The sequence below is a fragment of the Paenibacillus naphthalenovorans genome (assembly GCF_001465255.1).
In the GTDB taxonomy this organism is placed as follows: domain Bacteria; phylum Bacillota; class Bacilli; order Paenibacillales; family NBRC-103111; genus Paenibacillus_G; species Paenibacillus_G naphthalenovorans.
Genome location: NZ_CP013652.1, coordinates 132,626 through 151,176 on the forward strand (window position 1 = coordinate 132,626; position 18,551 = coordinate 151,176).

General features: G+C 51.3%; 18 protein-coding genes and 1 other annotated feature. Of the genes, 14 read left to right on the forward strand and 4 right to left on the reverse strand.

Annotation, left to right across the window (positions count from 1 at the left end):
- Window positions 1-7: 7 nt before the first annotated feature.
- The gene (locus IJ22_RS00665) at window positions 8-1,042 is read right to left on the reverse strand and encodes a permease (protein WP_062410807.1); all 1,035 of its coding nucleotides are present in this window, start codon (window positions 1,040-1,042) and stop codon (window positions 8-10) included.
- A 174-nt stretch (window positions 1,043-1,216) separates the two neighbouring features.
- Window positions 1,217-1,501 (forward strand) — a binding site (T-box leader).
- Between the two features lie 65 nt (window positions 1,502-1,566).
- Here IJ22_RS00665 and trpS point away from each other — a divergent pair.
- Window positions 1,567-2,556, forward strand: coding sequence for a tryptophan--tRNA ligase (trpS, locus tag IJ22_RS00670; protein WP_062406443.1), 990 nt, complete (start codon window positions 1,567-1,569; stop codon window positions 2,554-2,556).
- A gap of 54 nt (window positions 2,557-2,610) precedes the next feature.
- Here trpS and IJ22_RS26480 read toward each other — a convergent pair whose 3' ends face one another.
- Window positions 2,611-2,787: a DUF5325 family protein gene (locus IJ22_RS26480; protein ID WP_171005951.1), complete on the reverse strand. Its 177-nt coding sequence runs from the start codon at window positions 2,785-2,787 to the stop codon at window positions 2,611-2,613.
- 151 nt (window positions 2,788-2,938) lie between these two features.
- On the opposite strand from IJ22_RS26480, the gene IJ22_RS00675 reads away from it, so the two are divergent.
- Window positions 2,939-3,166, forward strand: a complete 228-nt coding sequence (locus IJ22_RS00675) for an alpha/beta-type small acid-soluble spore protein (protein ID WP_054817650.1) — start codon at window positions 2,939-2,941, stop codon at window positions 3,164-3,166.
- A 148-nt stretch (window positions 3,167-3,314) separates the two neighbouring features.
- On the opposite strand, the gene IJ22_RS00680 is transcribed toward IJ22_RS00675, so the two are convergent.
- Window positions 3,315-4,298, reverse strand: a complete 984-nt coding sequence (locus IJ22_RS00680) for a metal-dependent hydrolase (protein WP_062406445.1) — start codon at window positions 4,296-4,298, stop codon at window positions 3,315-3,317.
- 97 nt (window positions 4,299-4,395) lie between these two features.
- Here IJ22_RS00680 and IJ22_RS00685 point away from each other — a divergent pair, with 97 nt between their 5' ends.
- The 3 genes from IJ22_RS00685 to IJ22_RS00695 all read left to right on the forward strand — a co-directional run bounded on the left by IJ22_RS00685 (window position 4,396) and on the right by IJ22_RS00695 (window position 8,705).
- Window positions 4,396-4,695 (forward strand): hypothetical protein, encoded by a 300-nt coding sequence (locus IJ22_RS00685; protein ID WP_062406447.1) that lies wholly within the window; start codon window positions 4,396-4,398, stop codon window positions 4,693-4,695.
- A gap of 90 nt (window positions 4,696-4,785) precedes the next feature.
- Window positions 4,786-6,594, forward strand: coding sequence for an ABC transporter ATP-binding protein (locus IJ22_RS00690; protein WP_062406448.1), 1,809 nt, complete (start codon window positions 4,786-4,788; stop codon window positions 6,592-6,594).
- Window positions 6,591-8,705 (forward strand): ABC transporter ATP-binding protein, encoded by a 2,115-nt coding sequence (locus IJ22_RS00695; RefSeq protein WP_062406450.1) that lies wholly within the window; start codon window positions 6,591-6,593, stop codon window positions 8,703-8,705. Before IJ22_RS00690 ends, IJ22_RS00695 begins: the two co-directional genes overlap by 4 nt.
- Before the next feature lie 108 nt (window positions 8,706-8,813).
- Here the strand turns inward: IJ22_RS00695 and IJ22_RS00700 are convergent, their stop codons facing one another.
- Window positions 8,814-10,763 (reverse strand): TOMM precursor leader peptide-binding protein, encoded by a 1,950-nt coding sequence (locus tag IJ22_RS00700; RefSeq protein WP_062406452.1) that lies wholly within the window; start codon window positions 10,761-10,763, stop codon window positions 8,814-8,816.
- 195 nt (window positions 10,764-10,958) lie between these two features.
- Between IJ22_RS00700 and IJ22_RS25510 the strand changes: the two genes are divergently transcribed.
- The 9 genes from IJ22_RS25510 to IJ22_RS00740 all read left to right on the forward strand — a co-directional run bounded on the left by IJ22_RS25510 (window position 10,959) and on the right by IJ22_RS00740 (window position 18,535).
- Window positions 10,959-11,069 (forward strand): sporulation protein YjcZ, encoded by a 111-nt coding sequence (locus tag IJ22_RS25510; RefSeq protein WP_082660603.1) that lies wholly within the window; start codon window positions 10,959-10,961, stop codon window positions 11,067-11,069.
- Window positions 11,070-11,248: 179 nt separating this feature from the next.
- Window positions 11,249-12,328: a LacI family DNA-binding transcriptional regulator gene (locus IJ22_RS00705; RefSeq protein ID WP_062406453.1), complete on the forward strand. Its 1,080-nt coding sequence runs from the start codon at window positions 11,249-11,251 to the stop codon at window positions 12,326-12,328.
- 116 nt (window positions 12,329-12,444) lie between these two features.
- Window positions 12,445-13,212, forward strand: a complete 768-nt coding sequence (locus tag IJ22_RS00710) for a sugar phosphate isomerase/epimerase family protein (RefSeq protein ID WP_137670666.1) — start codon at window positions 12,445-12,447, stop codon at window positions 13,210-13,212.
- Between the two features lie 41 nt (window positions 13,213-13,253).
- Window positions 13,254-14,222, forward strand: coding sequence for a sugar kinase (locus IJ22_RS00715; protein WP_062406457.1), 969 nt, complete (start codon window positions 13,254-13,256; stop codon window positions 14,220-14,222).
- A gap of 35 nt (window positions 14,223-14,257) precedes the next feature.
- The gene (hxlA, locus tag IJ22_RS00720; protein WP_054817651.1) at window positions 14,258-14,890 is read left to right on the forward strand and encodes a 3-hexulose-6-phosphate synthase; all 633 of its coding nucleotides are present in this window, start codon (window positions 14,258-14,260) and stop codon (window positions 14,888-14,890) included.
- Window positions 14,891-14,896: 6 nt separating this feature from the next.
- Window positions 14,897-15,442, forward strand: a complete 546-nt coding sequence (gene hxlB, locus IJ22_RS00725) for a 6-phospho-3-hexuloisomerase (protein ID WP_062406459.1) — start codon at window positions 14,897-14,899, stop codon at window positions 15,440-15,442.
- A 13-nt stretch (window positions 15,443-15,455) separates the two neighbouring features.
- Complete coding sequence (locus IJ22_RS00730; RefSeq protein WP_062406462.1) at window positions 15,456-16,385, forward strand: carbohydrate ABC transporter permease; 930 nt, start codon at window positions 15,456-15,458, stop codon at window positions 16,383-16,385.
- A gap of 12 nt (window positions 16,386-16,397) precedes the next feature.
- Complete coding sequence (locus IJ22_RS00735; protein ID WP_062406465.1) at window positions 16,398-17,210, forward strand: carbohydrate ABC transporter permease; 813 nt, start codon at window positions 16,398-16,400, stop codon at window positions 17,208-17,210.
- Between the two features lie 32 nt (window positions 17,211-17,242).
- The gene (locus IJ22_RS00740) at window positions 17,243-18,535 is read left to right on the forward strand and encodes a sugar ABC transporter substrate-binding protein (RefSeq protein ID WP_062406468.1); all 1,293 of its coding nucleotides are present in this window, start codon (window positions 17,243-17,245) and stop codon (window positions 18,533-18,535) included.
- Window positions 18,536-18,551 lie beyond the last annotated feature (16 nt).

Here is an 18,551-nt window from a genome sequence, read left to right on the forward strand (position 1 = left end):
TTGGCAGCTATAGGAAAAAGATACGCTCAAATAAAAGCGAAGCGGCGAGTACGACAATAACGATCAATATCGAGAGCAGAGCCACGAATTTGGCTCTGAAGGCGGACAACAGCATAAGCGTTCCTTTCACGTCGAGCATCGGTCCAAAGACAAGGAACGTAAGAAGGGATCCGGCCTGAAAGGTCGTTGTAAAGGACGAGGCCACAAAAGCGTCGGAGGTCGAACAAAGCGACAGGACATAACCAAGCGCCATCATAAAAAGATGGGAGCTGACGGCTCCTTCTCCGATCGTGACAAGGCTTTCCCTGGACATAAAGGTTTGGATAACGGCCGTGAGAAACGCGCCGAAAATCAGATATTTGCCCATGTCGAAGAACTCGTCGGATGCATGCCCCAGAATGGCAAACATGCGGCCGGTCTGGCTTTGGCCATGCCCGTGCGCGTGGTGGTGCTCATGGCCGTGACTGTGATGATGACTGTCCTCATGAGTATGTATGTGTTCATGGGAATGGTCATGCTTGTGATCGCGAGCTGTCGGAGCGCTGGAGAATCCGCGCATGGGATTGCTCTTGACAAAACGGTAAATGATCAGTCCGATGGTCGCGGCCACAATAAAAGCCAGCGCCATCCGCGAATAAGCGATTTCCGGCCGGCTGCGAAACGCCATGAAGGTCGAAGCGTACACGACGGGATTAATGATCGGACCCGCCAGAATGAACACAACGGCTATGTAAACCGGCATCCCCTTAAGGACCAGACGGCGGATGACCGGGATCATGCCGCATTCGCACAGCGGGAAGATGATGCCCATTACGCAGGCGAAGATGACGCCAAGCACCGGGTTTTTCGGAGTCAAGCGGCGGATCGTTTGCTCCGAGACGAACATCTGAAGCAGGGCCGCGACGAAGACCCCAAGGAGAACGAAAGGCAGCGCCTCAAGTATGATGCTGATGAAGAGCGTTTTGAAATTTTGTATGCTGTCAGCTGTAATGAAAGACAGATCGGGGGGGTGTTTTTGGGTATAAATAAGAAACAGCATCATGATGCACAGAACAGCAAGGATGTTGGTTATCCATCGGGTGATAATCGTTTGCACGGGTCATGTCTCCTTGTATTTCGTAATAATTATTATATCGTATGCCGGAGAAGACGTATATAGGACAAGAATTTGGGAGTTACGGTTGACAGAGGAATGGCGGTTAGGTACAATGACCTCTAATAAGCGATGACGGGAACAAGTAGACGGAGTCAAGCCCTCCAGAGAGCCGGTGGGAGGTGTGAACCGGCGGGCGGCGGCCGTACGAATGGATCCTTGAGCTGACGGTTGAACGTGCGCTGGAGAACCCCTGTCGGGGCAGTCATGGCTATGCATCCGGTACACCTGTATGCCGTTCCGGCTTCTCCCCGTTACAGGAGATCAAGGCTCGTCCTATGCCTGCGTTATTATACCGGATGGCTGGTCGAGCGAATTAGGGTGGCACCACGGTCTTTCGTCCCTTGCGGCGGAAGGCCTTTTTGTATTGTCAATGGAATGAGGTCGCATAATGAAAGGGAGGCAAACGAAACATGTCCAAACTAAGAGTACTTTCAGGGATGCAGCCGAGCGGCCAGCTGACGCTGGGGAATTATATCGGTGCGCTTCAAAACTATGTCAAGCTTCAGCATTCGCACGAATGTTATTTTATGGTGGTGGATTTGCATGCCGTAACGGTACCGCAGGACCCGGCCGCGCTCAAGGAGCAGACGGAGGCGGTTGCGGCGCTTTATTTGGCGGCAGGGATCGATCCTAAGCAGGCGACGGTATTTCTTCAGTCGACGGTGACCGCTCATGCCGAGCTCGGATGGCTGATGACGACGCTCACGTATATGGGCGAACTGGAGCGCATGACGCAGTTCAAAGACAAATCTGCGGGCAAGGAATCCGTGGGCGCGGGCTTGTTCACGTATCCGTCGCTGATGGCCGCCGATATTTTGCTGTACAACGCGGATCTGGTGCCGGTAGGTGACGATCAAAAGCAGCACTTGGAGCTAACCCGTGATCTGGCCCAACGATTTAACGGCCGCTATGGGGAGACGTTCACCATACCCGAGCCTTACATTCCGGAGGTGGGAGCACGCATTATGTCACTTGACGATGCTTCCAGGAAGATGAGCAAGAGCAATCCGAATGCAGGCAGCTATATCGCCATGCTGGACGCTCCTGATGTGATCCGCAAAAAAATCAGCCGTGCCGTCACCGACTCAGGGCGCGAGGTAAAATTCGACCCGCAAAACAAGCCGGAAGTAAGCAACCTGATCAGCATTTATTCGCAGTGCGCTGGCAAATCGATCAGTGAAATCGAAGCGCAGTACGAGGGACAAGGCTACGGGCCGTTCAAAAAAGATTTAGCCGAAGCCGTTGTCGCGGTGCTTGAGCCGATTCAGCGGCGGTACGCCGAAATCAGAGGATCCGGCGAGCTGTATGAGGTCTTGCGTCAAGGCAAGGAGAAGGCCGAAGTGCAAGCAAACCGGGTACTTCGTCAGGTCAAAGAAAAAATGGGATTTGTGGTGCTGTAGTTTTTTGGATAAAGGAGTCTGTCCGGACGACGGTTTTTGTCCGCCGGCAGGCTCCTATTCTTTTGATTTTCTCTGCTTTGCTTTTACTACAAATCCCGAGCCGATAAACGCTAATGAAATGAACGCAAAAAGAACCGCCATCCAGGGTCTTCCCGCCGACATAAAGTAGCTGATGGCCGCCAGCAGGGCCGTCCCGACGATTGCAAAAAACAATGCGAGCCCTTTACTCATAACGCATAACACCTGCCTTTCGCAACAACATTTGAAACTTAAAAAGTTTTTTTCAAAAGATGCGTATAGTTCTAAAGCTGTAACACATAATAAGCTTGCAAGCTTGCAAAATTACATCAAAGAAATCATTCAATTGAAAGGAGTGCTGAACATGGGCGCAGGACAATCCCGCAGCAGCAACGCTTTGGTAGTGCCACAAGCTTCTCAGGCATTGGATCAATTAAAGTATGAGGTAGCCCAAGAATTAGGCATCCAAATTCCTCAAGACGGTTACTACGGTTATATGGCAACTCGCGACACCGGCGCAATCGGTGGCCACATCACTCGCCGCCTGGTGCAAATCGCCGAGCAAGCCATTGCTGGCGGCCAAGCTCGCTAATAGTGAGAAGCTTCATCAATATAAGCTCAAGGAGAAATCCTTGAGCTTTTTTATCGTGGATCAAAAAAGAATTCGACGATTCCGCTGGAAATCCCTCCAAAGCCCCGCAATAAGCATCTGAATCACCATCTCCATATTACGCCTACGCCTAATACAAGTCCACACGCAGTTTTTTCTCCAGCCGGGATTCGCTGACCCAGCCGACATAGGAATCCAGCGTCCTGAACTTGGTATCCATCATCAGAACGGCAACAAAAGGATACTGCTTGCGGTGCCGGTATCTCACATCCATCCAACGGACCTCATACCCCCACGGATGCTCTTTGACTTCCGCGCAGGCGAAAGAGGTAAAATACAGGAACGACGCAATATTCGGATGACTTTTGGAGGCATCGACGGCGGGATGGTTATCACAGGTTACCCGGTCAATCCATTTAATGATACCATTTTTGTACTCGCCTAGGGTGAACCAGCCATCCGATCCCTGCTTAATGATTTGCCAATGGTGCAGATGAACCGTCGGAATCAGCGTGTAACGGTCGCCGGGCTTGTAAGACGCATCTTTTTTGTAAAGCCGTGATTCCAGGTCGTGGTGAACCCAGGACCTCCATATATAATAGACGGCAATAAATACATACAATAACGGAAAGAGAACCTCCGGCCTTGCTAGCTGGAGAGCCCATAAAAATATCGCCAGTATGTGGGACAGGAAAATAACGGGATCGAAAATATGGATAATATTCCATGACACCCAGCGGTCCGAGAACGGCCTCAGCGCCTGCGTACCGTAGGTATTGAACAAATCCGTAAATACGTGAAAGGCAACGGCGATGAATACCCACATCGTGACATGAGCCATGGGCAAGCCGTCAAAAAAAAGCCACAGCAAGCCGGAAATGAGCGCTGTCCATATAAAAAGCGCAGGAATCGAGTGTGACAACCCCCGATGATTCTTGATATACACGGCATTCCCTTTGAACCGCAGAAGCGTGTCTAAATCGGGGGCTTGCGAGCCTGCCACCGTTCCGATTAATACTGCCGTGGCAACGGACGGGTTGGCGGCAACGACGGGGTCGACATAGGCGAGGCCTGCCAGTCCAAGTCCAACCACTAGATGGGTTCCGGTGTCCATGTCTAACCTCCAAACACTTTTTTTCATTAGTTTATTGCAGCCGACCAATATTAGTGTATCATTTTCTTCAACAAAATAAAGCAAAGCAGGTGAAAAAATGTGCATCGTTTTTGTTGAATACCGGATTGAAGAGGCTTGCAGGAACAAATATCTTGAGTGGTCGGATGGAATCAGGCGGCAGTATCAGCAGTTGGAGCTCTATGAAGGGACCGACCAGCCGAACCTGTTTGTGGAGATTTGGAACGGGCTCAGCGAGGAGGAGTACCATTCGATGAAGCAGGCGAGAGCCGGCGCTGAAGCTGCAGAGGATGATTCGAATCTCTGGAAGCCTCTTGATCATTGGATTAAGGGAGGAAGAGCCAAACTGCATATATGGCATTTTAAAAAAGTAGAATAGTCCATTGTTTGTAGTAAAGAAATCCATGGTTTCTTTATCACGATCACGGTAACCTTACTATAGATATGATCATACCGCCGGAGGATACCGATGGAGAGGAAAAATATTTTTTGGGATCACATTAAGGCCAATCGTTGGCCTTATGTCATAGGGTTTGCATTATTGTCCATATCATCCATGCTTCAACTGATTATTCCATGGCTGCTCGGCCGCTTTACCGATAGCCTGCAAATCGGGGGACTAACTTACGGGCAGGCCGTCAACTTTGCGGTATGGATGGCTTCAGCAGGTCTAGGTATCGCATTCTTCCGTTCGGCGTCCCGCATTTACATGTTTCGTTTATCCCGTCAGCTGGAGATGCGTGTGCGCGGAGAGTTGTTTGCGCATTGGGAAAAGCTGTCGGCCCAATATTTCAACAATCGCCGGATCGGGGACCTGATGTCCCACGCCATCAGTGATGTGGGTGTCATTCGAGAGGTGACGATGCAGGGGTACTATAACGTCATGGAGGCCCTTTTCCTGATCGTCGTATCGGTTACGGCCATGGTGAGCTTCGTTAATCCGTGGCTGACTTTGCTTACGATGCTCCCATTGCCGCTGCTCAGCTTGCTTGCGTACCGTTTCAATAAACAAATCATGCAGCAATCGGCCGACATGCAGGCGGCCATCTCCGATTTAACCAGCCGTGTACAGGAATTTACGGCCGGTATTCGGGTGATTAAGGCATTTGTACAGGAGCAGGCGGTGAGAAAGCTTTTTGCCCAAGACAACCAGCATGCGGTCAATATGAACCGGAGGTTCGTCCGTTCGAATTCGCTGTTCGGGGCGCTTAGCGCCGGCATTGTAGGCTTCAGCTTTCTGGTCTCCGTCGTCGTCGGAGGCATCATGGTGCTCAAAGATGTCATCACGCTAGGTGAATTCGTAGCTTTCAATACCTACCTGTCGCTGCTCATGGGACCTATCGAGAACCTGGGCAAGGTGGTCAATTTGCTGCAGCGCGGCAAAGCGTCCGAGCTTCGGCTGCTCGAAATCTTCAATACTCAGCCGGATATTGTGGATGATGTCATCGCCAAACCGGAGATTGACCGGATTCACGGGGACATTGAGATCCGTAATCTGACCTTCGCCTATCCGGAAGCCAAACGTCCCGCGTTGAGGGATATATCCTTGACGATACCCAAAGGCTCCAGTCTTGCGATCGTCGGAAGGGTAGGCAGCGGCAAGAGCACGCTCGTGCATCTGCTCGTAAGGCTCTACAATCCGCCCAGGGGCACGGTGTTTATCGACGGTCATGACATCCATGAAATACCGCTGAAAACGCTGCGCGGCCAGATTGGCATCGTCCCGCAGGACCAGTTCCTGTTCTCTTCTACGATCCGCGACAATATCGGTTTTGACCCCAAGCCGTACAGTGACGAGCAGGTGGCGGAAGCGGCCAAAATCGCACAGGTGTATGATAATATCGTTGAGTTTCCCCATCAGTTCGATACGCCTCTCGGGGAGCGGGGAATTTCGCTGTCCGGCGGACAGCGGCAGCGCGTCAGCATCGCCAGGGCGGTCATCAAGAAGCCGTCGGTGCTCATCTTCGACGACAGCCTGTCTGCTGTAGATACGATTACGGAGGATCGGATTCTCGAAGGGCTGAAATCCGTTATGAACCAACGGACAACCATTATTATCGGTCACCGGATCTCCTCGGTGCAGCACGCTGACCGGATTATCGTCATGGATGAGGGCCGGATCGTCGAGCAAGGCAATCATGAGCAGCTCTTAGCCTTAAACGGCATCTATGCGGATATGTATCATAAACAGCTCCTGGATCAGGAAGCCGAACGCCAGGACGTGAAGACCCGGCGGCAAGGCTCCTCTGTTTTGCTTCAGGGAGGTACGGGTGCATGAATATTCATGTAGAGAAAGACGTCAAAACATTTAAAGACAGACAGCTGCTGGTCCGGCTGCTCTCTTATGCCAAGCCGTATTGGCGAATGGTGCTGTTTTGTATTTTCCTGTCTTTTTTAATTGTGGTCGCCGACCTTGCGCGGCCTTATCTCATTAAAGTGGCCATTGACGGACACATCAACGGGTTACATAAACCGATGCTGTCGGCAGAAGCTTCCCGGTCGGAGCTCTTCGAAGCATACGGCAGCGTGACGGAATGGAACGGAAAAGCCTATGTGCGTCTGGAGCCTGAAGAAGCGGAAGCCGCCGCGGCTGCTATGCCTGCGGGTACGGAGAAAGCTCAAATCGTCCGCATCGAGGGCAAGGATTGGCTGGTTGCCGGCTGGCTCCGGGAAGGGCAGGAGCAGGCCGCGATAACGGAGGAGGGCGACAGGCCTGCGATTCGGGCGGCAGGCGCGACCCTGAGTGCCGAGCCGTTGGATTCAACGGCAATGGAAACGTTCCGCAGCCAGGATTATACCGGCTTCTTTCTCTTGGGGGCCGTATTTCTTACTGCGGTCGTTGGTGCCGCGCTGCTGAGTTATCTTCAAAGCAACCTGCTGCAGTATATCGGCCAAACGATTATTTTTAATATCCGGGAGCAGCTATTTCATCATTTAAGCCGGATGTCGATGTCTTATTTTGACCGGAACCCGGTAGGCCGGCTGGTGGTGCGTGTGACGCAGGACACCGAGTCGCTCAACCAATTATACTCCCAGGTGGTCGTCAATCTGATCAAGGACGTCATCGTGCTTATCGGAATTGTCGTTGTTATGCTGCAGCTCAGCGTGGAATTGGCGCTGCTGTCCTTCACGGTGCTGCCGTTTCTCGCCGTGCTGACCTTCTGGTATCGTTCCGTGATCAGGGATGCACAGCGGCGGACGAGGGCCCTCTTGTCCCGGTTGAACTCGTTTCTGGCCGAAAATTTGTCCGGCATTCGGATCACGCAGCTGTTCGTTCGTGAAGAACGGCAGGGGCAGCAGTTCGACCAGCATAATACGGAGCATTACCAAGCGGGGATGCGAGGAACGGTAATCAACTCGATTTTCCAGCCGGCCATCGGCTTGCTCGGCAACCTGGCCATTGCGCTGCTGCTGTGGTATGGCGGTGCGAGCGTGATCGACGGAGAGATTACCTTCGGGATTGTATATGCGTTTACCCATTATGTAAGGCAGTTTTTCCAGCCGCTCATGAGCCTCGCGGAAAAATATAACCAAATCCAGACGGCGATGGTCGGGGCGGAGCGGATTTTCGATATGCTGGATGAGAAACCCGCGATTGTGGATAGCGCACAGCCGAAGAAGCTTCCGCAGAAGATTCGCGGCGAAATCGCGTTCGAGCATGTTTGGTTCGCTTATAATGAAGGCGAATGGGTGCTGAAGGATGTCAGCTTTACGATTGAACCGGGACAGACCGTCGCGTTCGTTGGCGCTACCGGAGCGGGCAAGAGCTCGATCATCCAGCTGATCAACCGGTTTTATGATATACAGAAGGGCAGCATCAAGCTGGACGGCATCGATATCCGAGAGCTTCCCTTGGACGATCTGCGGAGGGCGATCAGCATCGTGCAGCAGGATGTTTTTCTGTTTACGGGCGATATTGCTTCGAACATTCGCTTGAACCAGGAAGACATTACCGATGAGCAGGTGGTCGAGGCGGCCCGCATGGTGCATATGGACGATTACATCCGTGCTCTTCCGTCAGGCTACAAGACCATGCTGGGAGAGCGCGGAATCAACCTGTCGCTCGGTCAGCGCCAGCTGCTGTCTTTCGCCCGCGCCATTGCGTTCCGTCCGCAGATCCTTATTCTTGACGAGGCCACCTCCAATATCGATACGGAGACGGAGCTGGTCGTCCAGGATGCGCTGCACAATATCTCGGCCGGCCGAACCACGCTGATCGTTGCCCACCGGTTGTCCACGATCCAGCACGCCGATCAGATTATTGTCATGCATAAGGGCAAGGTCCGCGAGATCGGCAATCATTACCAGCTGCTTGCCCAGCGCGGCTACTATTATCGGCTGTACGAGCTGCAGTACAAGGAGCAAAAGCCGATGCCGAAGGCGAGGTAGGGGATTTAAAGCTTATAAAGGAATGATGGCGTGAATACATTCAGCCTATCGAAGTTAGTAAGACGACGCTATCGGTTTGTAAGAAGGACAGCTCGTTCAGGGAGCGACTTATACAAAAGGATGCGGATATGGATTAAGCTGTTCAGGCGTTAGCGGTTGCTTCGCATACCCGAGTTCCATAGGCACCCTAAGCACTCTTTCCAGCCCTGACAAGCGGGTAAGGTGATGTCCGAACGTCATCGGCAGCATGCCCGGAATCAGCACTTTGACGCAGTACAGTCCGTTTCGCACGGTTTCCGGGGATGACTGGTCTACTACAATCACATCGAGGTTCAGCCGGCGAAACACGTGAATCAAGCCCTTTAGATCATCGGTCAGATCCGGGGGACTGTCCTTTCGCTTAAATTCCTCATCAAATGTACGCAGCGGACGATGGGTATCTAACAAGAAGTGCAGCCGTTCTTCCGCCTGAGGCAAACTGTACAGCATGACATGGTCCTCCATTTGCTGCACTCGATAGGAATCAAGGAACATGTTCAAGCATTCCTCCCGACGTGCATTAAATGTTTTCTGAAGAATGCACATCAGGCCGGCCAATTCGTGAACCGCACTTTTTGCCGCCCGTATCGGATCTATATGAGCACTGGCCGCACAGATGATATTCATCTTCTCCGGATCCCCGGTTTTCGCCAATGCCCAAATGCTTGGAATTCCATTCTCCATCGTGATGTTAAATAAGTGAATATCATATCCTGCGACAGCCTGTATCCTTTGGATCATCATCTGCAGTTCTTGGTCATTCGCGGAATAGGGGTCAAGGCGGGGGACAGCCAGCCTGGCATACCAGGTCATCAGGAAAGAGTCCCGTTCAACCACTTCCAGCATTCCGTAGAAAATGGCTTCCTCTATGCTTCCCCCTAAAGCGCATCCGTTGGAACCTTCTTGCACAAAACTGCCGCCGTAGATCGGGCTATAATAGGCTAGAGACTCCGGAACAAGAATGGGCCGCTCGTGCAAAAACGAATAACCCCATACCCAATTCATCGAGCTGTCAGGGTCAAAAGGCTCGAAAGGGAAATCGGGCCGAGCGTATTGTTCCCGGGTGTATAAGCCCACCTTGGCGGGATCGACGGCTTGATCGGCAAGACGGTTAAAGCTGTCGCAGATTACGGTTTGTTTACCGTGGGGGGCCAATCCGCACCGGCGCTCCAACCCCTCCAGAATGGCGGTCCATTCACTTTTCGCATAAGAGTGGCTCCGTCCCCCAGCGACCTCGTCTCTCGTAGTGAACGTCGGCAAATTCACAGTTACAGAAGCAAAGGGCGAGATGAGATCATGCATTTTTGCATTCAATAGCCCTGTTCTGGAGTCCAGATAGTCTTTGTCCAGAACATCTTTCAGCACCTCTATCGGATGGCAGCGATAACTTCCGTCTCTTATCTTGGGTCGGGGCTGCAGTGAAATTCGGGCTGCAGCGGATGAATCGTCAGGCAACCGGCCGCATACGGGGCACAACGGGTCAGGCAGAAAGAAATGCCGCGAGCTCTTTAGCGTCTCAAGGTTAATGATATACATATGTTCTTTTGTATAAGCTTGGCTTCTCTGCAGTATTCTCATCGTTTCTAAAACAAACAGGCGGGCCGTATGAAGCAATCCTGCGGGGGAACTTCTTGTTTTGCGGGGGATCTCCCCGGACAGCGGCGGCCTATTGAATAAATTTGTCATTGCGTTGGATTCGCCGTTTCCCGCCATATAACGACGGGTCTGCGCACACACGGAGCACCCCGGTCTGCCCGGATAAACAAACGGTCCGACTACCCCCTCATCCAACGAAACGGAACCGTAGAGGCAAGGTATCCCGGCCTGCTGCAGGATCTCTTCCGACTGGTGATCATCGAAGGTATGCCGGTCATCCCGGATCACCAGAACGAGTTCAGCTGCTCTTGGCACTCCTCTGTTCAAATCGGCCTGATGAACGATTTTGCAGTGCTCCGACAATTCGTCGGTCACGAGGGCAGCCAACCGGCCTTCTCCGATGATGGCTATAACAGCTTTCATTTGAACACATCCTCCAAAAGTAGTGTGCCTATGCTGATCAAAGGTCAAAGGCAGGCATTCGGGTTAATCCACTATATGAACTTTTAGGGCGGACTTGTTCTTGTTTTAAAAAAATAGTTCATATGTCCAATCATATTTTGTTATCCGTTCATAACTTGTTGATGTAGTGATATTAGAGCAAGGAGGTGCTGATCCATGAGTTTTGTTGGTGGTGGTTTTAGTTGCGGAGGTTTTGGTATTGGTATTGGAGTGATTCTTGTTCTTTTCATTCTCCTGGTCATTGTTTCCAGAGGCTTTATCATCTAACTTCTAAAAACAGTTTGCCGCTGATATAAAATGCATCACAAACTCGGTACCCAACAAAAGCTCCCTTAACATAGGGGGCTTTTTCTATTATAGCAACGGGAGTCAAAAATATGGGTTGACAAATAAACGGAAAGAAAATAAGATAGGAATTGTAACCGGTTCCGTAAACCGGTTACATCATGGCTATCGTAAAGTTGGTGAACTCAGTGAAGAGCCTTTCTAAACCGTCTAAACAACAATCCCACCGGTCGACAATCGGTGATGTGGCACGTGAGGCGGGCGTATCCAAGACGACCATATCGCGATATTTAAGCGGGCAATTCGATTCGATATCGGAACAAACCCGCAAAAGAATTGAACAAACGATTGCCGATCTGAAATACAGACCAAACCGGATGGCGCGCGGGCTAAAACGGGATCGCAGCTTCTCCATCGGGATGATTGTCGCCGATATCACCAACCCTTTTTCGACTTCGATATTACGCGGCGTGGAGGATGTTTGCACGAAGCATGGATACAGCCTGATGGTGTGCAATACAGATAATGACCCGGTGAAGGAAAAGGAATACATCATGATGCTTCAAGCCCATCGGATTGACGGTCTGATCATCAATTCAACCGGCCACAATAATGAGTACTTGCACGAACTGGCTGAGGAACAAACGCCGGTCGTACTGGTTGACCGTAAAATGCCGGAGCTCGGCTTTGATACGGTCGTTACGAATAATGTTCAAGCCACCACGGAAGCCATGCGTTTTTTCCTGCAGCAAGGATATGAAAGAATAGCGTTCTTTACACAGCCGGTTGAGAAGGTGAGTTCACGCAACGAGCGCTCCAACACCTTTCACCAGTTTCTTGCACAAGCGAACCATCCCAGCATCACGGATGTTTATGTCGTTGATTTCAGGGAGAATGGACAATTGGAGCAAAAGCTTGAGGCCTATCTGTCAAGCTCCCAGGGCCAATTCCGATTATTGTTTGCGGTAAACGGTGTCATGCAGCTGAAAATACTGAATGTCCTGCAGCAGAAGGGGCTCCGGATCCCTGAGGATATTGCAGTAGCCTGTTTTGACGATCTGGACTGGGCTCCGGTCATTCCTCCCGGAATTACAACCATTGCACAGCCTACCTATGAAATCGGTGTCAATGCCATGGAGCGTGTGCTTAAGCGGATTATGGGCGATCAATCCCCCGCGGAAACCATTGAACTTCCGGGTAAATTAATCATCCGGGGATCGACCCCGTCCAAAACGAAGTAACGTTTGGAAGCGGACTCTCTCACTTTAGAGAGTTTATTTTTGAACTCTTGTGGAACCGGTTCCGTTTACCGGTTCCCGAAACCGATACCGTATATGTACAGAGAAAGGGAAAACCGATGACATCAGTGATTGTAACAACCTCCGCTTTCGGTGCGGATAAGGTAAAGTCGCTAGGACAGCATTATTTTATTCCAGTCGTCGCCCAGGCGGGCGGAAGCGGTATTGAAATTCGCAGGGAGTTTTTTGCCAATCCTCCGTATCCTTTGCAAGAGCTTAGGGAAATGCTTCGGCAGTACCCGCTCATAACCGTTTATTCGGCACCGGTACCCCTATGGAACAGTGACGGCCAGTTGAATGTCCTTGACTTGCCGGTCATCTTGGAGGAGGGGGTTACTCTCGGCGCTCAATATATCAAAGTATCGCTGGGACATTACAACCCGCAGCAATCCGATATCCTCCAACTGAAACACTTACTGGAGGAATTCGATCTCGGACATCGTGGCATTCAGTTTACAGTAGAGAATGACCAAACCCCTTGGGGAGGAACGATAGAAAACCTTCACCGCTTTTTTACAAGCTGCCGTTCCCATCATGTTCCGGTAGGGATGACCTTTGATATCGGCAATTGGCATTGGACGCGATCGGATCGGTTCGAAGCCGCAGAGAAGCTGAAAGACAGTGTGGTGTATGTTCACTGCAAGCATGTGGAGAGCTTACGGGGAGAGCTTCATACGGTGCCTCTTCCATCGGACCCGGGCGAGGATTGGAGAGCGCTGCTGTTCATGTTCGATAAAGATATCCCGCGGGCCATAGAGTTCCCTATTGAAGGTGATAACCTAACGGAAACCGCGGCAGGTTATATCAAGCTTATAGCCCAGGTATAATGAAAGCTTTGTAATATCGAAAGATGGGAGTAACGAAGCAGATGAAGACTTTGGATGTGATTACATTCGGAGAAGCCATGGGGATGTTTATTGCCGATGAGGTCGGACCGCTCTACAAAGTGAAGCGTTTTACCCGAGGTTTGGCAGGGGCGGAAACGAATGTTGCAGTCGGGTTAGCCCGTCTAGGTTACGATGTATGCTGGGTAAGCAAAGTAGGCGAGGATGCGCTCGGGGAATACATCAAATACGCTTTGCAGCAAGAAGGAGTCGATATTTCCTATATCGGCAGCGATCCCAATCATCCGACGGGCTTTCAAATGAAATCGAAGGTATTGGCGGGCGATCCGCAGGTCCAATATTTTCGGAAGCATTCCGCGGCAAGCACAATAGGAGTGGACTATCTGCTGCCGGAACGTTTTCTGTCCGCCGCCCATCTGCATATGACAGGAATTCCTCCTGCTTTATCGTCAAGCATGTACGGTTTCGCCGAAAAAGCGCTGTCCGTGATGAAATCGGCGAACCGGACGGTTTCCTTTGACCCGAATTTGCGGCCAAAGCTATGGAGCAGCCAAGATCGGATGGTACGGGAGATTAACAAGTTTGCGGTACAAGCCGATTGGGTGCTTCCCGGCATTTCGGAAGGCAAAATACTTACCGGATACGACAGTCCCGAGGATATCGCTGCTTTTTACCTGGAACAAGGGGTAAAGGTGGTCGTTGTAAAGCTTGGCGCGGAGGGCGCCTACTACCGGACTGCGGAAATTGAAGGGTGTATCCCCGGGTTTAAGGTGGCGAAGGTAGTCGACACGGTAGGAGCGGGCGACGGTTTTGCAGTCGGCTTTGTCAGCGGCATGCTGGACGGCTTAACGATCGAGGAAGCTGTAACCCGGGCTAACGCCATCGGCGCCCTTGCGGTTATGTCCCCCGGCGATTCCGACGGATTACCGAGCAAAGCTCAATTGGAAGCGTTTATGGATGAGCAAAAGGGCATGGAACCTTGCAGTTATTGAATTCCTACATAGATGAAGGGGGGCTTTCAGCAGAAATGAAGATTCAGTTAGCGTTGGACCGGTTGACCATCGAGCAGGCGGTCGCTGTCACGAGGCCGGTCTCTCCATATATCGATTGGATTGAAGTGGGAACCTCTTTAATTAAGGAATTCGGGATGGACAGCGTGAGAGCTTTGCGGAATGCGTATCCCGATCATGTCATCGTAGCGGACATGAAAACATTTGACAATGCCGTTTATGAATTTGAAATGTGCTTCTCTGCAGGGGCCGATATAGCTACTGTGATGGGGGCGGCACCGCTTGTCACGATTGAAGCTTGCATGAATACGGCTGCCAAAGCGGGAAAGAAGGTGATGATTGACCTGCTTCACACATCGGAGGAGCAGCTGGAAGCCTTGCAAATGTATTCCGATGCGATCTTTTGCCTTCACGTGAGCAAGGATCAGCAGGAAATGCAGGGAAGTACCCAAGGGACGGAAGGTTTTTATGTGCCGCCTAGTTTATCTGGGGAAGGGCGAAAGCTGGCCTTCGCCGGTGGAATTACCGTTGATATGGCTCAGGCGCTGACTCGAATCTATCCGCATGTGATGATTATCGGTTCTGCGATCACGAAGGCGAAGGATCCGGCGGCAGCGGCAAAGACATTCTATCAATTGAAAAAGGAGTAAACCTGGATGAGTTATATTAGGTCCATTCTCGAGGAAATAGGAACAGTCCTGGAGCGCCAGGAAGCGGGCGGGATGGAACGGATTGTCGCCGCTCTTCAAAATAAACGGATTTTCGTTATAGGCGAAGGAAGATCGGGTTTGATGGGCAAATCGTTTGCCATGCGGCTGATGCATTTGGGCGCCGACGTGTATGTTGTCGGGGAGACCATCACGCCTTCCATCGGCAGAGAGGATGTGCTGGTTGCGGTTTCCGGCTCCGGTACGACCCAAAGCGTGGTTTGGGCAGCGAGGAAAGCCAAGGAACTGGGTTGTACGGTGATTGCAGTCACGACCGAGCCTTCATCGGAGTTAGGCGCCCTGGCCAGCTTGCTTCTTCATATCCCGGCGGCAACCAAATACCGCAGGGCCAATGAAAGTGCCAGCATCCAACCGTTGGGTTCGCTGTTCGACCAGTGCGCACATATTATTTTCGATGCGATTTGTCTAGGCTATGCTGCTTCGAAGCTCGAGGATCACAGCTCTGCTTTCCATCGGCACAGCAATCTGGAATAAAGGAGTGATCAATTTGAACCTGCAAACATTGGAACATGCAGCTCATCGACCGTCAACCCAAAAAAAGAAAAGCATCCTCGTCTGGCTCGATGACCGGCTGCAGTTTATTCTGCTGATTCCATCTTTACTGCTAATGACGCTTGTTTTTCTTTATCCTGTTTTATACAACGTTTACCTGAGCGTTCACGATTGGACCTTCCTGACGCTTCATGATCCTCCTTTTGTGGGCTTGAGGCATATTATGCATGTGCTTGGCGATGCGGGCTTTTACCATTCGATGTATTTGTCGGCTCTCTTTGTTGCAGGCGGTGTGGGTCTGCAGTTTGTGCTCGGCTTCGCGCTGGCTTTGGCCGTCAACCGAATCCGGCGGGGGCACGGTTCCATCACCACATTATTTGTCTTCCCGATGATGGTTACTCCGGTCGTCGTGGGCTTGATGTGGAAGTTTATTTTCGATTATAACTTCGGGATTTTCAATTATTTTCTGACGGTATTGGGTCTGGAGAAAATAGCGCTGCTCACATCCAACGCGTTCGCGCTCCCGGCCACGATTTTGGTAGATACCTGGCAGTGGACGCCATTTATGTTTATTGTACTGCTGGCGGGATTGAAATCGCTTCCGAGCGAGCCGTTCGAGGCTGCTGAAATGGACGGCGCGAGCAAGTGGCAAACCTTGCTTCATGTCACGCTTCCGCTGATGAAATCCGTGATTATCGTGGCTTTGGTGATGAGGATTGCAGGGGCGGTCAAAGTGTTCGACCAGATTTTCGTTCTGACCGGCGGCGGTCCGGGAACAGCGACGGAAACGATCTCCATGATCCTGCATAAGAAAGCGTTTGTCGAATTTGATTTCGGATACGCGGCGGCATTGGCCATTGTACTGACGGTCGTTGTGGGGATATTGTGCTGGTTTGCCATTCGCGCATTGTATTCGGAAAAATAGGGGGAAATCGAAATGCCCGGTAAAAAGATATGGATCAACGGCTTTGTCTACGCTGCGCTGGTATTATTTTTGTTCCCTATTTTTTGGGTGATGTTCACATCGATTAAAACATCGACACAGGCTTTTCAAATTCCTCCCGTATGGATTTTTAAGCCGACGTTCGAGAATTATGTGTATGTATTTCGTTCGCAGCCCTTTTTCTATTATTTGTTGAACTCTTTGATTGTCACCGTGCTCTCTACCGGATTATCGCTTCTGATTGGTACCTTAACCGGATATAGTCTCGCCCGTTTTCGGATCAAGGGGCAGAAGTGGATCAGCTTTTCGGTATTTTTCACCAAGATGTTTCCGCCGGTCGTTCTGGTCGTACCGTTCTTTATTATGTTCCGCAGCATCGGCGCGACCGATTCCTTGTATTCACTAACGCTGGCGTACATCGCATTTAACCTGCCGTTCGTAACCTGGTTAATGTGGGGGTTCTTGAGGGAGCTGCCTGAGAGCCTGGAGGAAGCCGCCCTGATCGACGGAATGTCCCGATTTGGAGCGATGTGCCGTATTGTGCTTCCCTTGGCTAAGCCGGGGCTAGCGGTGTCGGCCATTTTCGCGGCGATGAATTCATGGAACGAGTTTTTATTTGCGTTAAGCTTAACCGGGATCAAGGCCAAAACACTTCCGGTGATGGCCGCCAACTTTGTCACGCAGGACGCGATCCTGTGGGGACCGGTTACGGCAACGGGCACTATGCTGATGATTCCGATGTTTATCTTCACGCTGCTTGTGCAAAGGCATATTGTTTCAGGCCTTGCGATGGGTGCCGTGAAATAACATAAAATTAATGAAACAGGGGGAATTTATTCATGCGTAAACGAACCATAGCAAGTTTGCTGGCGCTCGTTTTGAGTGCCGCTGGCTGCGCACCGGCGCCGGAACAGCAATCCGCAGGCGGCGCGAACGGCCAGGGAGAGAACAAGCAGGAGGCCATTACGGTAGCGGCCCGTTCCGGGATTTATTACAATGCGCTGAGCCAAATCGCGCCGGAATTCGAGAAGGAAACCGGGATTAAGGTTACCGTTCAGGAAATCGGACGCGACGGCTATTTGCAGAAAGTGTCGACTCAGCTTCTGGGCCAAGGCGAAGGCATGGACGTGGTGCTGATGCTCAACAACTACATTGGACAATTCGGCGCCGGGGGCCAGTTCGAGCCGCTCGACGATTATTTGAAGAAAAGCAATTCGTCGATGGACCGCTTCCTTCCGGCATCCGCCGAATCCGTGAAATACGGGGACAAAATTTATGCCATGCCGTTTGACGTGAGCACGATGTTCCTGATTTACCGGAAGGATCTCATTCCTACGCCACCAACCACATGGGAAGAGTATAGACAATTAGCGGAGAAGTTCACCAAAAGCAAGAACCCTCAATCTCCGACGGAATTCGGTATCGCCTTCCAAGGCAAGCGCGGGGAAACCCAGCCGAAAGATTGGTACCAATATTTCTGGTCCATGGGCGGCAGCTTCTTTGATCAGGATATGAAGCCGACCGTGAACAGCGAAGCGGGGGTAAAAGCCTTGACTTACGTGGTGAATAACTTCCGTACGAACAAGCTGATGCCGCCGGACATCACGACTTATGAATTCCCGGAAGTGCTGTCCGCATTCCAAAATGAGAAGGTGGCAATGGCGATTAACTGGAATGCCGCTTACCCGCAGTTGGCCGATGCAGCCAAATCGCCCAAGGTTTCGGATAAATTCGGCATCGCCGAGGTACCGGGCGGCGTTTCGTTCACGCACACTTGGACGCTGGCCATCAATTCGGTTTCCAAAAACAAGGAAGCGGCCTTCAAGTTTGTGGACTGGGTGACAGGGGAAGGAGCCAAAAAGTATGCTCTTGCCGGAGGCATTCCTGCAGTGAAAAGCGTCCTGGAGGATAGCGAGGTGGTCAAAGCCCGTCCGGAATTCCCGGACATTATCAAGTCCGTCGAAAAAGCCAAAACGGAACCGAACCTGCCGGAATGGCCGAGAATTCATGAATCGATCTCTGAAGCCATCTCTTTAGCATTGGCCGGCGAAAAGTCGCCGAAAGAGGCATTGGATATAGCGAACCGATCGATCCAGGATTTATTGGAGCAAAGAGGCTATTATAAGAAGTAATTAAGTGACTTTTAAT

Coding starts and splice junctions, on each gene's coding strand:
- IJ22_RS00665 (WP_062410807.1), bottom strand. CDS start 1,042: ATGATGCTGTTTCTTATTTATACCCAAAAACACCCCCCCGATCTGTCT.
- trpS (WP_062406443.1), top strand. CDS start 1,567: ATGTCCAAACTAAGAGTACTTTCAGGGATGCAGCCGAGCGGCCAGCTG.
- IJ22_RS26480 (WP_171005951.1), bottom strand. CDS start 2,787: ATGAGTAAAGGGCTCGCATTGTTTTTTGCAATCGTCGGGACGGCCCTG.
- IJ22_RS00675 (WP_054817650.1), top strand. CDS start 2,939: ATGGGCGCAGGACAATCCCGCAGCAGCAACGCTTTGGTAGTGCCACAA.
- IJ22_RS00680 (WP_062406445.1), bottom strand. CDS start 4,298: ATGGACACCGGAACCCATCTAGTGGTTGGACTTGGACTGGCAGGCCTC.
- IJ22_RS00685 (WP_062406447.1), top strand. CDS start 4,396: ATGTGCATCGTTTTTGTTGAATACCGGATTGAAGAGGCTTGCAGGAAC.
- IJ22_RS00690 (WP_062406448.1), top strand. CDS start 4,786: ATGGAGAGGAAAAATATTTTTTGGGATCACATTAAGGCCAATCGTTGG.
- IJ22_RS00695 (WP_062406450.1), top strand. CDS start 6,591: ATGAATATTCATGTAGAGAAAGACGTCAAAACATTTAAAGACAGACAG.
- IJ22_RS00700 (WP_062406452.1), bottom strand. CDS start 10,763: ATGAAAGCTGTTATAGCCATCATCGGAGAAGGCCGGTTGGCTGCCCTC.
- IJ22_RS25510 (WP_082660603.1), top strand. CDS start 10,959: ATGAGTTTTGTTGGTGGTGGTTTTAGTTGCGGAGGTTTTGGTATTGGT.
- IJ22_RS00705 (WP_062406453.1), top strand. CDS start 11,249: ATGGCTATCGTAAAGTTGGTGAACTCAGTGAAGAGCCTTTCTAAACCG.
- IJ22_RS00710 (WP_137670666.1), top strand. CDS start 12,445: ATGACATCAGTGATTGTAACAACCTCCGCTTTCGGTGCGGATAAGGTA.
- IJ22_RS00715 (WP_062406457.1), top strand. CDS start 13,254: ATGAAGACTTTGGATGTGATTACATTCGGAGAAGCCATGGGGATGTTT.
- hxlA (WP_054817651.1), top strand. CDS start 14,258: ATGAAGATTCAGTTAGCGTTGGACCGGTTGACCATCGAGCAGGCGGTC.
- hxlB (WP_062406459.1), top strand. CDS start 14,897: ATGAGTTATATTAGGTCCATTCTCGAGGAAATAGGAACAGTCCTGGAG.
- IJ22_RS00735 (WP_062406465.1), top strand. CDS start 16,398: ATGCCCGGTAAAAAGATATGGATCAACGGCTTTGTCTACGCTGCGCTG.
- IJ22_RS00740 (WP_062406468.1), top strand. CDS start 17,243: ATGCGTAAACGAACCATAGCAAGTTTGCTGGCGCTCGTTTTGAGTGCC.